Raw genomic sequence first — 13,930 nt, 5'->3', positions numbered from 1 at the left:
GCGTCCACTGTGTTAGTTCTGAAATAACGAACGGCCGTGTTTTTCCGGTGTTGGTTAATTTCATAGTGTTTCGGTGGTCATTGCGTTAGGGAAACGCCCGGTTACATTCCGAACCCGGAAGCTAAGCCTTTCAGCGCCGATGGTACTGCAGGGGGGACCCTGTGGGAGAGTAGGACGCCGCCGAACAATCATTGTGGAAAGCCCCGTGCCCTTGTGGCACGGGGCTTTTCTGCGTTCACGAGATCCTTGCGTCACCCCTGTGCATCCGAGAGCGATGGCTGAGGGTAAGGTCAGGGGGCATCATTGGCACGTTCTTCACAGGAGGCCCCCGGGTGGAGGTCCAGGAGACTCGGGTTCAGACGGACCGGGTACTCACCATCCCCAACATCCTCAGCATGGCTCGCCTTGTAGGGGTTCCGCTCTTCCTGTGGCTGATCCTTCGCCCCGTGTTCGGCGGCCCCCAGAGCGACAGCTGGGCCCTGCTGGTGTTGATGCTCAGCGGAATCAGCGACTACCTCGACGGTAAGCTCGCCCGCCGGTGGAACCAGATCAGCAACCTCGGCCGGCTCCTGGATCCTGCTGCGGATCGCCTCTACATTCTCTCGACCCTCGTCGGCCTGACCTGGCGGGAGATCCTGCCGCTGTGGCTCACCGCAGCGCTTGTTGCCCGTGAGCTGATGCTCCTCGTGATGGTCGGAATCCTGCGGCGTCACGGCTATCCGCCGCCCCAGGTGAACTTCCTGGGGAAGGCGGCCACGTTCAACCTGATGTACGCGTTCCCCTTGTTGCTGCTCAGCGACGGAAGTGGTTGGCTTGCATCGCTGGCCGCTATTTTCGGATGGGCGTTCGCAGGTTGGGGTACAACGCTCTATTGGTGGGCAGGGATCCTCTACGTGGTTCAGGTCCGCCGCCTCGTCAAGGCGGATGTAGCAGCCGATTGAGCTCGTTGATGCGGTGCCGCGCAGTGTGGCCGGCCCGCCGCTGATGACCCGGATGGTGCCCCGACGGGCGAAGTCGGCTAGACCGTCGTCTCTTCAAGGAGGACGTTTCCGACATGAAGGCCGTCGTGATGGCTGGCGGCGAAGGCACTCGCCTTCGCCCCATGACCTCAAGCATGCCCAAGCCGCTTCTGCCCGTAGCCAATCGGCCGATCATGGAGCACGTGCTTCGGCTGCTCAAGCGGCACGGGCTGAATGAGACCGTCGTAACGGTCCAGTTTCTTGCCTCGCTGGTCAAGAACTACTTCGGGGACGGCGAAGAGCTCGGGATGGAGCTCAGTTATGCCAACGAGGAGAAACCCCTCGGCACCGCGGGGAGCGTGAAGAATGCCGAGGAAGCACTGAAGGACGACACCTTCCTCGTCATTTCCGGTGATGCACTCACCGACTTCGATCTCACCGATCTCATCGCCTTCCACAAGGAAAAGGGCGGTCTGGTCACGGTGTGTCTGACCCGTGTTCCGAACCCCCTGGAATTCGGCATCACGATTGTGGACGAGGGCGGCCAGGTCGAGCGCTTCCTGGAAAAGCCCACCTGGGGCCAGGTCTTCTCGGACACCGTCAACACCGGCATCTACGTCATGGAGCCCGAGGTATTCGACTATGTCGAAGCCGACGTCTCGGTGGACTGGTCCGGGGATGTCTTCCCTCAGCTCATGAAGGAAGGCAAGCCCATCTACGGCTACATCGCCGAGGGCTACTGGGAGGACGTCGGCACCCACGAGAGCTATGTGAAGGCGCAGGCCGATGTTCTTGAACGCAAGGTCGATGTCGACATCGACGGCTTCGAGATCTCTCCGGGCGTCTGGGTCGCGGAAGGTGCGGAAGTGCATCCCGACGCGGTGTTGCGCGGACCTCTCTACATCGGGGACTACGCAAAGGTCGAAGCTGGTGCGGAGATTCGCGAGCACACAGTCATCGGATCGAACGTCGTCGTCAAGAGCGGCGCGTTCCTGCACAAGGCCGTGGTGCACGACAACGTATACATCGGTCAGCACAGCAATTTGCGCGGATGCGTGATCGGCAAGAATACCGACGTCATGCGGGCGGCCCGTATCGAGGACGGCGCGGTCATCGGGGACGAGTGCCTGATCGGTGAGGAGTCGATCATTCAGGGCAATGTCCGTGTCTACCCGTTCAAGACCGTCGAGGCCGGCGCCTTCGTCAACACCTCGGTGATCTGGGAATCGCGCGGACAGGCTCATCTCTTCGGCGCCCGTGGCGTGTCCGGGATCCTGAATGTCGAGATCACGCCGGAACTGGCGGTCCGGCTCGCCGGCGCCTATGCGACGACCCTGAAGAAGGGCTCGACGGTCACCACCGCACGTGATCACTCCCGCGGTGCCCGTGCCCTGAAGCGAGCGGTGATCTCGGCTCTTCAGGCCAGCGCCATCGATGTCCGGGACCTGGAGAACGTACCGCTGCCCGTCGCGCGCCAGCAGACCGCGCGGGGCAGCGCCGGCGGGATCATGATCCGTACGTCTCCCGGCGTACCCGACTCGGTCGACATCATGTTCATCGACGAGCGGGGAGCGGACCTGTCGCAGGCGCGGCAGCGGAAGCTGGACCGGGTCTACGCACGTCAGGAATACCGCCGTGCCTTCCCGGGCGAAATCGGCGATCTGCACTTCCCGTCCAGTGTCTTCGACTCGTACACCGGATCGCTGCTGCGGAACGTCGACACCGCGGGGATCGCCGATGCGGGGCTCAAAGTGGTCGTCGACGCCTCCAACGGGAGTGCCGGGCTCGTACTCCCGAGTTTGCTGGGGCGGCTCGGTGTCGACGCGTTGACCATCAACCCCGGTCTCGACGAATCACGGCCCACCGAGTCCGCCGAGACCCGGCGCTCCGGACTGGTGCGGCTGGGCGAGATCGTCTCCTCGGCGCGGGCCGCGTTCGGCGTGCGGTTCGACCCGGTGGGTGAGCGGCTTTCCCTGGTCGACGAGCGGGGCAGGATCGTCGAGGACGACCGGGCGCTCCTCGTGATGCTCGACCTCGTGGCGGCCGAGCGGCGCAGCGGGCGGGTGGCGTTGCCGGTCACCACGACACGCGTCGCCGAGCAGGTCGCGGCGTACCACGGCACGCAGGTCGAATGGACGACGACATCGCCCGACGATCTGACGCGTGTGGGACGCGAGGAAGGCACCATCTTCGGTGGAGACGGGCGCGGGGGCTTCATCGTTCCCGAATTCAGCAGTGTCTTCGACGGGTCGGCCGCGTTCGTGAGGCTGCTCGGCCTCGTCGCCAGGACTCAACTCACGCTCAGCCAGATCGATGCCCGCATTCCCCGTGCGCATGTCCTGCGTCGTGACCTCGCCACCCCCTGGGCCGTCAAGGGCCTGGTCATGCGCCGGGTCGTGGAGGCCGCCGGTGACCGCAGCGTCGACACGACGGACGGGGTGCGGGTGGTCGAGGCCGACGGGCGGTGGGTGATGGTGCTGCCGGACCGGGCCGAGGCGGTCACCCATTTGTGGGCCGAGGGGCCGGACGACGCCTCCGCACAGGCGCTGCTGGACGAATGGGCGACGGTCGTGGACAGCGCAGGTCAGTGACGGTTCTTCCGGTGTGTCCGGAGGCGTCCAGCGGCGCATGCGGGCACACCGGTGGGGCCATTCGGCGGTAGCAGCGGCGACGTGCGACGATGTGCGGCATGTCGCAGCAGCCCCCCGATCGGAGTACCGCCTCGCCTCCCGCGCGTCCCGACGCGTCCATGTCGCTGCTGACCAATGTGATGGACCACAGCCTGGACGACGGATACGCCGAGGCATCGGCGCGTCGCAAGGCCGACGGGAGCGCGGACCTGCCCCGTACGCTCAAGTCGAAACTCGGCCTCGCTGCATGTCTGGTGCTCGCGGCCCTCGTCGTCACGCTCGGGGCCGCGGAGGCGCGCGTCTCCGCACCGGTCCTCGCCAAGGAGCGCCAGGAGCTGATCGACCGCATCGACGACGAGACGGCGGCGGCCGACAGCCTCGAGGCGCAGGTGGACAAGCTCCGGGACGACGTGGGCAGGCGCCAGCGCAAGGCGTTGGAGAAGCACGGCGGGGACCAGGGAGAACGGGTGGCGCTGCTCGCCGGGGCGACCCCGGTGGAAGGCCCCGGAGTGAAACTCGTCGTCGACGACGCCAAGGACACCGACCAGGGCGGCGGCGGACCGAGGGAGACCAGCGGATTCGCCGACACCGGGCGGGTCCGCGACCGGGACCTCCAGCGGGTCGTCAACGGGCTGTGGCAGTCCGGCGCGGAGGCGATCGCGATCAACGGGCAGCGTCTGACGGCCCTGTCGGCGATCCGCGCGGCGGGCGACGCCATACTGGTCGACAACAGACCGCTCGTTCCGCCGTACACGGTGCTCGCGGTGGGGAACGGGAAGCGACTCGGCACCGCGTTCCAGGACAGTGCCGACGGTCAGTATCTGCAGGCGCTCAAGGACACCTTCGACATCCGGACGAGCCTGTCCGCGCAGCAGAAGGTGAGCCTTCCGGTCGCGCCGAGCCTGATCGTACGTACAGCAGAGCCTTATAAGGCCGCAGACACCGGCAGTGGTGCGGCAGACACAGGGAAGGGCACATCGTGATCGCCGTACTGGGCCTCGTCGTGGGAGTCGTGGTCGGACTGTTGGTCCGGCCCGAGGTGCCGGCGGTGGTCGAGCCCTATCTCCCGATCGCCGTCGTGGCTGCCCTCGACGCAGTCTTCGGCGGTCTGCGCGCCATGCTCGACGGGATCTTTGTCGACAAGGTGTTCGTCGTGTCGTTCCTTTCGAACGTCGTGGTGGCCGCGCTGATCGTGTTCCTGGGCGACAAGCTGGGCGTCGGAGCGCAGCTGTCCACCGGTGTGGTGGTTGTGCTCGGGATCCGGATCTTCTCCAACGCCGCGGCCATCCGCCGGCACGTCTTCAGGGCCTGAGGCCGATGAGCAACGAAGAACTTCCCGGCGACACGGAGAAGGCCGACGAGCCGACGGCAGGCTCCGCCAAGGAACTCACCGGTCGTCAGCGGCTGATCGCGGGACTGTGGCCGCCGCGGGTGACGCGGGCCCAACTCATCGTCGCGCTACTGCTGTTCGTGCTCGGTCTCGGACTGGCCATTCAGGTGCGGTCCAACAGCGACAACAGCGCACTGCGGGGTGCCCGGCAGGAGGACCTGGTCCGGATCCTCGACGAGCTGGACGACCGGACACAGCGCCTGGAGGACGAGAAGCAGCGGCTGGGCGCTCAGCGCACGGAGCTGGAGAACAGCTCCGACCAGGCCGAGGAGGCGCGTAAGCAGACGGTGGAGAAGGAGCGGCAACTCGGTGTTCTCGCGGGCACCGTGGCGGCGCACGGGCCGGGGATAACGCTCACCGTCAACGACCCCGGGGACGGGGTGAAGGCGGACATGCTGCTCGACGCGCTCCAGGAGCTGCGGGCGGCGGGCGCCGAGGCGATCGAGGTCAACGGGGTGCGCGTGGTGGCCAATACGTACTTCTCCGGTGACGGCGGCAACGTCAGGGTTGACGACCGTAAGATCACCGCGCCGTACGTCTTCGAGGTGATCGGCAAGCCCCAGGATCTGGAGCCGGCGCTGAACATCCCGGGCGGCGTGGTGCAGACACTGGAGAAGGAGCAGGCCACCGTGCAGATCGCGCAGGTCGACGACATCGTCGTGGATGCCTTGCGACCGGCGAAGCAGCCTGACTACGCTCGGTCGTCATCCCCGTGAGGCCGCGGCGCGGAGGGAGCGACGGATACGGGCACGAGGTTGCGGGGGGTCGCCGCATCGTATTGGTGGTGCGTGGTGGAAACTGTCGAGTGGATACGGACGTTGTGAAGATGTCCGGGTCGGCAGGTGTGTTCATTCAGGGTTCGTCCTGCCCCACGGGCGGGTCTATTTCGGTCAAGGGGAATCGCCCGTGAAGTTGTTTGGGAAGTTGTTCGGCAAGAGCGCTCGCGACGAGGCTGCCCGCCATCGCGCACCGCGCCATGGCCAGGCAGACGAGCAGGGCACGGAGCGCCCGCTCTTCCGCGATCAGGTGTCGGGTACGGGCAGTGACAATTCGGGAGCATCCGGCGCGTCGTCTGTTGACCATGCCGGTCCCGGCCGCATAGGTTTCGGAGAATCGCCGACCTCGAGTACGGGTGGAGAGTTCGCCCCCAGGCAGGAGGGTTCGTCCATGCCGGTCTGTACGAGGTGCGGGCATCGCAACGCCGAGGCCAGTCGTTTCTGCTCCAACTGCGGTGCGCCGCTGAAGGGCGGGGTTCCCGAGCGTGCCTCGGAGACGACCTCGACCATCTCCATCTCCGGTCTTGAGGCATACGAGGCGGAGGCCACCGGGCAGACGGCAGTGCCGTCCCTCTCGCCCGAGGCGCAGGCCGCCGTCGATGCCCTTCCGCTCGGCTCGGCGCTCCTGGTGGTGCGTCGCGGTCCGAACTCCGGCAGCCGCTTCCTGCTGGACGGTGAGCTGACCACGGCCGGCCGCCACCCGCAGAGCGACATCTTCCTCGACGACGTGACGGTGTCGAGGCGGCACGTGGAGTTCCGCAGGAGCCCCGACGGCAGCTTCACGGTCGGGGATGTGGGCAGCTTGAACGGCACCTACGTCAACCGTGAGCGCATCGACTCCGTCGCGCTGTCCAACGGCGACGAAGTGCAGATCGGCAAGTACCGGCTGGTCTTCTACGCGAGCCAGCGCGGTATCTGACCCGTCAGGGAAGGTCCATGCTGAGAACACCGACGGGCGGTGCCGTGGCCGGCACCGCCACCGCCGACGACCGCCCGATGAGCATCGGCACGGTGCTCCTGCGGCTGCGGGACGAGTTCCCCGAGGTCACGATCTCCAAGATTCGGTTCCTGGAGGCCGAAGGGCTCGTAGAGCCGCAGCGGACCCCTTCCGGTTATCGCAAGTTCCGTGGCGCCGATGTGGAGCGGTTGGCTCAGGTGCTGCGCATGCAGCGGGACCACTACCTCCCGCTGAAGGTCATCCGTGAGCATCTGGACGCCCTTGCCCGTGGTGAACAGGCCGCCCTGCCCTCCGGGGGCGGCCCGCGGGACCTGACCGACGGTGGCTGGGATGCGGAGCCCGGACGGGCCACTGCGGCCCGGATCGGCCGTGCCGAGCTGCTGGCGGCCGCCGAGGTCACCGAGAGCGACCTCGACGAGTGGGAGTCGTACGGCCTGGTCGTTCCGACCGCCGAGGGCGGTTACGACGCCGAGATGGTCACGGTGGCCAAGCTTGTGGCGGATCTGGGCAGGTTCGGTCTGGAACCGCGTCACCTGCGCGCCATGCGGGCGGCCGCGGATCGTGAGGTCGGGCTCATCGAGCAGGTGGTCGCGCCCTTGCGCCGGCACCGGAATCCGCAGACCAGAGCCCATGCGGAGGCCACTGCGAAAGAGCTTGCGGAGCTGTCCGTGAGGCTCCATTCGGCCCTGGTGCAGAGTGCTCTGCACATCCGGCTCCACTGATCGCGCCGGTGCCCGACTACCCAAACCTGCCGAGCACGTCCTAGGGTTGCTGTGTGAACGAGCTCGACGTTGTGGGTGTCCGGGTGGAAATGCCCTCCAACCAACCGATCGTGCTCCTGCGTGAAGTGGGAGGCGATCGGTACCTCCCCATTTGGATCGGTCCTGGTGAGGCGACCGCGATCGCCTTCGCCCAGCAGGGCATGGCTCCGGCCAGGCCGCTGACCCATGATCTCTTCAAGGACGTGCTCGAGGCCGTCGGCCAGGAGCTCACCGAGGTCCGCATCACGGACCTTCGGGAAGGGGTCTTCTACGCGGAGCTGGTCTTCGCCAGCGGGGTCGAGGTGAGCGCGCGGCCGTCCGACGCCATAGCGCTCGCCCTGCGCACCGGAACGCCGATCTACGGCAGTGACGGGGTGCTCGACGACGCGGGCATCGCGATCCCGGACGAGCAGGAGGATGAGGTGGAGAAATTCCGCGAGTTCCTCGATCAGATCTCTCCGGAGGATTTCGGTACCAACAGTCAGTGACCGTTCTTCGGGGTCGCCGTCAGCGCATTCGGCAAGCCTTTCCCGTTCATGAGACACGGGAAACCACCCTCAGGGTGATTATCACTCGGCGTGCCGAGTGTGGCGATCGTTGACGCACCCCGAGTGACTGCCTACCTTCGAGATGGCAGGTCAAGGACGGAGGTCGGCGTGAGTAGCAGCGGCGACGGTACGGCAGCGGGTGGGCCGTATCCGCAGCAGGGGAGTACAGCCGACCACACCATCATGCAACCGGTTCAACCGGCGGCGGTGGCGGGGGACGGAGTGGCATCGGCCAACGAGATCGGCTACCGCGGGCCGACCGCCTGCGCGGCGGCCGGGATCACCTACCGGCAGCTCGACTACTGGGCGCGCACGGGACTGGTGGAACCGAGCGTGCGTCCGGCGTACGGCTCCGGCACACAGCGGCTCTACAGCTTCCGGGACGTCGTCCTGCTGAAGATCGTGAAGCGCTTCCTGGACACGGGCGTGGCACTCCAGAACATCCGCACCACGGTGCAGCATCTGCGGGCCCGCGGATTCCAGGACCTTGAGCGGATGACGCTGATGAGCGACGGGGCGACGGTCTACGAGTGTTCCTCGCCCGACGAGGTCGTCAGCCTGCTCCAGGGCGGCCAGGGGGTCTTCGGCATCGCGGTGGGTGTGGTGTGGCAGGACGTCGACGTCGCCCTCTCGCAGCTGCACGGCGAGCGGGTGGACACCGGCGAGACCCTCATCGGGAACAATCCCACCGATGAGCTCGCGCGGCGGCGCAACCGCGCCGGCTGACGCGGCCGCCGGTTCGGGCGCGGCGATTGTCAGTGCCGTAGGGCAGCATCGATTGATGTGAGAGCCGCGCCCACCATCCTGCATCTGGACATGGATGCCTTCTACGCCTCTGCCGAGCAGGCGGCGAAGCCGAGCCTGCGCGGCAAGCCGGTCGTGGTGGGCGGTCTGGGGCCGCGCGGGGTTGTCGCCACCGCGTCGTACGAGGCGCGTCGCTTCGGGGTGCACTCGGCGATGCCCACGGCGCAGGCGCGGCGGCTGGCGCCCAACGCGGCCTATCTGGTGCCCCGCTTCCAGCTGTACCGGACGGTGAGCGACCAGGTGATGGAGCTGCTCGCGCGGCTTTCCCCGCTGGTGGAGCCCCTCAGCCTGGACGAGGCCTTCGTGGACCTGGAGGCCGGAGGGACCGCCGATGACACGGCTTCGGCACTGGAGATCGGTGAGCAGCTGCGTACGGCCATCAAGGCGGTCACCGGGCTCAGCGGTTCGGTCGGGCTCGCCGGTTCCAAGATGCTGGCCAAGATCGCTTCGGAGGAGGCGAAACCGAACGGTCTGCTGCTCATAGAGCCCGGCACGGAGCGGGAGCTGCTCGCACCCATGTCGGTACGGATTCTCCCCGGCGTCGGGCCCGCGACGGCGGACCATCTGCGCCGCGCCGGGATGACGACGGTCGACGACCTGGTGGAGGCGGGTGAGGACGAGCTCGTACGGCTGCTGGGGAAGGCCCACGGCGGCTCGCTCCACCGTATGGCGTTCGGGTACGACGACCGGCCGGTGGTCGCGGAGCGGGACGCCAAATCGGTGTCGGTCGAGGACACCTTCGACGCCGATCTGCACGACCGGGTGCGGATCAGGACGGAGGTCGAGCGGCTGGCCGACCGATGTGTCCAGCGGTTGCGGGGCGCGGGGCGGTCCGGGCGGACGGTGGTGCTGAAGGTGCGCCGGTACGACTTCTCGACGCTCACGAGGTCCGAGACGCTCCGCGGGCCCACGGACGACCCCTCGGTGGTCCGTGAGGCCGCCGCACGGCTCCTGGAGGCCGTGGACACCACTGGAGGCGTCCGGCTCCTCGGAGTGGGCGTGACGGGGCTTGCCGACTACACGCAGGAGGATCTCTTCGCCCAGGCCGCCGGTGAGCAGACCGCAGTCGAGGAATCGGCCGGGGGGACGACACCGGCGGGGGACGACGGGGCCGAGCTGCCGGGCGATCCCCGGGCGGAGGCCCCGGAGACCGCCGAGCAGCGCGCCGCACGGCGGTGGCCCGCCGGACATGACGTACGCCATGACGTGTACGGCCATGGCTGGGTCCAGGGCAGCGGCGTCGGCCGGGTGACCGTGCGGTTCGAGGAGCCCGAGTCGGCGCCAGGCCGGGTGCGTACGTTCCGGATCGACGACCCGGAACTCCAGCCGGCCGATCCGCTGCCGTTGGTGCGGGACCCGGTGGACTACTCGTCCTGGCCGGCCAGTCTGCCGAAGTCCCTGTCCGGGCCGGTCTCCTCGGGCGGGGAGTCCAGACCGTAGTGCCGGTAGAGCTGGAGTTCCTGTTCCGGTGAGAGATGGCGGCCGACGCCGAAGTCGGGCGCGTCCTTGATCAGCGCTCGGTCGAAGGGGATGCGGAGCGTGTCCTCCACGAATTCGCTGGGTTCCAGCGGGACGAAGGCGTCCCGGCTGAAGAGTCCGGTGCGTACGGCTGCCCACTCGGGCACACCGGTCGCGTCGTCGAGATACACCTCGTCCACGGTTCCGATCTTGGTGCCCTTGCGGTCGAACGCCTTGCGGCCGATCAGGCTGCGCGGATCGATGTCGGTCTGCACGGTCCCTCCCACTGGTCGCGGCTACTCCACAAGCACTACAAAAAGGCAGATCCGGGTGGTTGGCCACTCGAGAAATCAGCCACGAACCCCGCTGGTAGGCTGGTGATGGCTGCTGACCCCGTGCGGGAGAGTCCTCCGGAGCTGATCCGAAGGCGCCGAAGGAGCAAATCCTCCCCGGAATCTCTCAGGCCCCCGTACCGCACGGACGAGGTCACTCTGGAAAGCAGGGCGGGTATCGTGCGGCCGAGTGCCGGTGCGAGTCCCTTCCTCACCGACGGTGAAAGCCGGTACGCCGCAGGGCGCGCCGGTGAAGCTCTCAGGTTGAGATGACAGAGGGGGAGGCCGTTCGGGCACCCGCGCCGTGGTGCCCCTCGCAGGTCGTGACAGACCAGGAGGCCTCCACCATGACCCCCCGTCGCACTCCGCTCTCCCAGCTGGAGCAGGGCATTCCGTTCGAGCATCGCCATATCGGACCCGATGCCGAGGCGCAGTCGAAGATGCTCGCCCAGGTCGGTTACGGCTCGCTGGACGAGCTCACCGCGGCCGCGGTGCCCGATGTCATCAAGAGCGCGGAGGCACTCGGGCTGCCGGCCGCACGCACCGAGGCCGAGGTCCTCGCCGAGCTGCGCGACCTCGCGGACCGCAACCAGGTGCTGGCCCCGATGATCGGGCTCGGCTACTACGGCACCTTCACCCCGCCGGTGATCCTGCGCAACGTCATGGAGAACCCCGCCTGGTACACGGCCTACACGCCGTACCAGCCGGAGATCTCGCAGGGCCGCCTGGAGGCGCTGCTCAACTTCCAGACCATGGTCGCCGAGCTGACCGGGCTGCCCACCTCCGGCGCCTCGCTGCTCGACGAGGGCACCGCGGCTGCCGAGGCCATGGCGCTCTCCCGGCGCGTCGGCAAGGTGAAGGACGGTGTCTTCCTGGTCGACGCCGACGCCCTGCCGCAGACGATCGCGGTCATCGAGACCCGCGCCGAGCCGACCGGTGTCGAGGTCGTCGTCGCCGACCTGTCCGACGGCATCCCGGCGGAGATCGCCGAGCGCGGTGTCTTCGGCGTGCTGGTGCAGTACCCGGGCGCCTCCGGAGCTGTCCGGGACATCAAGCCCGTCATCGAGCAGGCCCACGGGCTGGGTGCGATCGTCACGGTCGCCGCCGACCTGCTCGCCCTGACCCTGCTCACCTCGCCCGGTGACCTGGGCGCGGACATCGCGGTCGGCACCACGCAGCGCTTCGGTGTGCCGATGGGCTTCGGCGGACCGCACGCCGGATTCATGGCCGTACGTGAGAAGTTCGCCCGCAGCCTTCCCGGCCGCCTCGTCGGTGTCTCCGTCGACGCGGACGGCAACAAGGCCTACCGGCTGGCCCTGCAGACCCGCGAGCAGCACATCCGCCGCGAGAAGGCCACCAGCAACATCTGTACCGCCCAGGTGCTGCTCGCCGTCATGGCCGGAATGTACGCCGTCTACCACGGCCCGGACGGGCTGCGGACGATCGCCCGGCGTACCCACCGTTACGCGACGATCCTGGCCGAGGGCCTGCGCGCCGCCGGGGTCGACGTCGTGACCGGCGCCTACTTCGACACTCTCACCGTGCGCGTCCCGGGCAGGGCCGCGGAGACCGTCGCCGCCGCCCGCGAGTGTGGGGTCAACCTGCGGCTCGTCGACGCCGACCTGGTCTCCCTCGCCTGCGACGAGACCACCACGCGTGCGCAGATCGCCGCCGTCTGGGCCGCCTTCGGCGCCGACGGGGACATCGAGGCGCTGGACGCCACCGCTGCCGACGCGCTTCCCGAGGGTCTGCTGCGCACCGACGAGATCCTCACCCACCCGGTCTTCCACCAGCACCGCTCCGAGACCGCGATGCTGCGCTACCTGCGCAGGCTCGCCGACCGGGACTACGCGCTGGACCGCGGCATGATCCCGCTCGGCTCCTGCACCATGAAGCTGAACGCGACCACCGAGATGGAGTCGATCACCTGGCCCGAGTTCGGCGCGCTGCACCCCTTCGCTCCGGCCGAGCAGGCGCAGGGCTTCCTCACCCTCATCCGCGAGCTGGAGGAGCGCCTCGCCGAGGTCACCGGGTACGACGCGGTCTCCATCCAGCCGAACGCGGGCTCGCAGGGCGAGTTCGCGGGCCTGCTGGCCGTGCGGGCGTACCACCGGGCCAACGGCGACGAGCAGCGCACCGTCTGCCTCATCCCGTCCTCCGCGCACGGCACCAACGCGGCCAGCGCCGTCATGGCCGGCATGAAGGTCGTCGTGGTCAAGACCGCCGACGACGGCGAGGTGGACATAGAGGACCTCCGCGCCAAGATCGAGAAGCACCGCGACGAGCTCGCCGTGCTCATGATCACGTACCCGTCGACGCACGGTGTGTTCGAGGAGCACGTCGCCGACATCTGCGCCGAGGTGCACGACGCCGGCGGTCAGGTGTACGTCGACGGTGCCAACCTCAACGCGCTGGTGGGCCTCGCCAGGCCGGGCCGGTTCGGCGGCGACGTCTCGCACCTGAACCTGCACAAGACCTTCTGCATCCCGCACGGCGGCGGCGGCCCCGGCGTCGGCCCGGTCGGCGTGCGCGCGCACCTCGCGCCGTACCTGCCGAACCACCCGCTGCAGCCCGCCGCGGGCCCCGAGACCGGTGTCGGACCGATCTCGGCCGCTCCGTGGGGCTCGGCCGGTATTCTCCCCATCTCCTGGGCGTACGTACGCCTGATGGGCGGGGAGGGCCTGAAGCGTGCGACGCAGGTCGCCGTGCTCGCGGCCAACTACATCGCCAAGCGTCTGGAACCGCACTACCCGATCCTGTACAACGGCCCGGCCGGTCTGGTCGCGCACGAGTGCATCGTGGACCTGCGGCCGATCTCCAAGGCCACCGGCGTCAGCGTCGACGACATCGCCAAGCGTCTGATCGACTACGGCTTCCACTCGCCGACCATGTCGTTCCCGGTCGCCGGGACGCTGATGATCGAGCCGACCGAGAGCGAGAACCTCGCGGAGCTCGACCGGTTCTGCGACACGATGATCGCCATTCGCGGCGAGGTCGAGAAGGTGGCCTCCGGCGAATGGAGCATGGACGACAACCCGCTGCACAACGCTCCGCACACGGCGGCGATGCTGGGCGGGGAGTGGAAGCACGAGTACAGCCGTGAGGTGGCGGTCTTCCCGGCCGGAGTCTCGGCCGCCGACAAGTACTGGCCGCCGGTGCGCCGGATCGACGGTGCCTTCGGTGACCGTAACCTCGTCTGCTCCTGCCCGCCGCTGGACGAGTACGACAGCTGAGTCATGAGCGTCACCGCGTGACGCGGTCATGCGTCGGGGCCGGTTCGGAGGATTCTCCGGGCCGGCCCCAGCTCGTACCGG

12 protein-coding genes, 1 rRNA gene and 1 riboswitch are annotated in these 13,930 nt (G+C 68.1%); of the genes, 12 read left to right on the top strand and 1 reads right to left on the bottom strand.

The window, feature by feature from the left end; translation table 11 throughout:
- Positions 1-69: 69 nt before the first annotated feature.
- The 11 genes from rrf (at position 70) to OG978_RS07465 (ending at position 10,266) form a co-directional block, all read left to right on the top strand.
- Positions 70-186 (top strand): 5S ribosomal RNA (gene rrf, locus OG978_RS07515).
- A 146-nt stretch (positions 187-332) separates the two neighbouring features.
- Complete coding sequence (locus OG978_RS07510; protein WP_326764447.1) at positions 333-941, top strand: CDP-alcohol phosphatidyltransferase family protein; 609 nt, start codon at positions 333-335, stop codon at positions 939-941.
- Between the two features lie 113 nt (positions 942-1,054).
- Positions 1,055-3,550 carry a mannose-1-phosphate guanyltransferase gene (locus OG978_RS07505; protein ID WP_326764446.1) on the top strand — a complete coding sequence of 832 codons (2,496 nt, stop codon included), beginning with the start codon at positions 1,055-1,057 and terminating at the stop codon, positions 3,548-3,550.
- A 98-nt stretch (positions 3,551-3,648) separates the two neighbouring features.
- The gene (locus OG978_RS07500) at positions 3,649-4,572 is read left to right on the top strand and encodes a DUF881 domain-containing protein (RefSeq protein ID WP_326764445.1); all 924 of its coding nucleotides are present in this window, start codon (positions 3,649-3,651) and stop codon (positions 4,570-4,572) included.
- A complete protein-coding gene (locus OG978_RS07495; RefSeq protein ID WP_003970459.1) occupies positions 4,569-4,901 on the top strand; it encodes a small basic family protein in 333 nt (110 codons plus the stop codon). Before OG978_RS07500 ends, OG978_RS07495 begins: the two co-directional genes overlap by 4 nt.
- Positions 4,902-4,906: 5 nt before the next feature.
- Positions 4,907-5,695 (top strand): DUF881 domain-containing protein, encoded by a 789-nt coding sequence (locus OG978_RS07490; RefSeq protein WP_326764444.1) that lies wholly within the window; start codon positions 4,907-4,909, stop codon positions 5,693-5,695.
- Between the two features lie 190 nt (positions 5,696-5,885).
- Positions 5,886-6,674 carry an FHA domain-containing protein gene (locus tag OG978_RS07485; protein WP_326764443.1) on the top strand — a complete coding sequence of 263 codons (789 nt, stop codon included), beginning with the start codon at positions 5,886-5,888 and terminating at the stop codon, positions 6,672-6,674.
- A 17-nt stretch (positions 6,675-6,691) separates the two neighbouring features.
- On the top strand, positions 6,692-7,435 hold the full coding sequence (gene ftsR, locus OG978_RS07480; RefSeq protein ID WP_326764442.1) for a transcriptional regulator FtsR: 744 nt from the start codon (positions 6,692-6,694) through the stop codon (positions 7,433-7,435).
- A gap of 53 nt (positions 7,436-7,488) precedes the next feature.
- Positions 7,489-7,962 (top strand): bifunctional nuclease family protein, encoded by a 474-nt coding sequence (locus OG978_RS07475; RefSeq protein ID WP_006123076.1) that lies wholly within the window; start codon positions 7,489-7,491, stop codon positions 7,960-7,962.
- Between the two features lie 168 nt (positions 7,963-8,130).
- Positions 8,131-8,748, top strand: a complete 618-nt coding sequence (locus OG978_RS07470; RefSeq protein WP_326764441.1) for a MerR family transcriptional regulator — start codon at positions 8,131-8,133, stop codon at positions 8,746-8,748.
- A 57-nt stretch (positions 8,749-8,805) separates the two neighbouring features.
- The gene (locus OG978_RS07465; RefSeq protein WP_326764440.1) at positions 8,806-10,266 is read left to right on the top strand and encodes a DNA polymerase IV; all 1,461 of its coding nucleotides are present in this window, start codon (positions 8,806-8,808) and stop codon (positions 10,264-10,266) included.
- Here the strand turns inward: OG978_RS07465 and OG978_RS07460 are convergent.
- Positions 10,191-10,559: a PRC-barrel domain-containing protein gene (locus tag OG978_RS07460; RefSeq protein WP_326764439.1), complete on the bottom strand. Its 369-nt coding sequence runs from the start codon at positions 10,557-10,559 to the stop codon at positions 10,191-10,193. The genes OG978_RS07465 and OG978_RS07460 overlap by 76 nt on opposite strands.
- Positions 10,560-10,672: 113 nt before the next feature.
- A riboswitch (glycine riboswitch) is annotated at positions 10,673-10,769 on the top strand.
- 194 nt (positions 10,770-10,963) lie between these two features.
- Between OG978_RS07460 and gcvP the strand changes: the two genes are divergently transcribed.
- Positions 10,964-13,849: an aminomethyl-transferring glycine dehydrogenase gene (gene gcvP, locus OG978_RS07455; RefSeq protein WP_326764438.1), complete on the top strand. Its 2,886-nt coding sequence runs from the start codon at positions 10,964-10,966 to the stop codon at positions 13,847-13,849.
- Positions 13,850-13,930 lie beyond the last annotated feature (81 nt).

Origin of the sequence: Streptomyces sp. NBC_01591 (genome assembly GCF_035918155.1) — a bacterium.
GTDB lineage: Bacteria > Actinomycetota > Actinomycetes > Streptomycetales > Streptomycetaceae > Streptomyces.
Note: the sequence above shows the minus strand (reverse complement) of the source record. Positions and strands in the feature narration are given on the sequence as shown.

What these genes read in the sequence shown, in the direction of transcription:
- OG978_RS07505 (WP_326764446.1), top strand. Translation starts at nt 1,055, where the DNA reads ATGAAGGCCGTCGTGATGGCTGGCGGCGAAGGCACTCGCCTTCGCCCC.
- OG978_RS07500 (WP_326764445.1), top strand. Translation starts at nt 3,649, where the DNA reads ATGTCGCAGCAGCCCCCCGATCGGAGTACCGCCTCGCCTCCCGCGCGT.
- OG978_RS07490 (WP_326764444.1), top strand. Translation starts at nt 4,907, where the DNA reads ATGAGCAACGAAGAACTTCCCGGCGACACGGAGAAGGCCGACGAGCCG.
- ftsR (WP_326764442.1), top strand. Translation starts at nt 6,692, where the DNA reads ATGCTGAGAACACCGACGGGCGGTGCCGTGGCCGGCACCGCCACCGCC.
- gcvP (WP_326764438.1), top strand. Translation starts at nt 10,964, where the DNA reads ATGACCCCCCGTCGCACTCCGCTCTCCCAGCTGGAGCAGGGCATTCCG.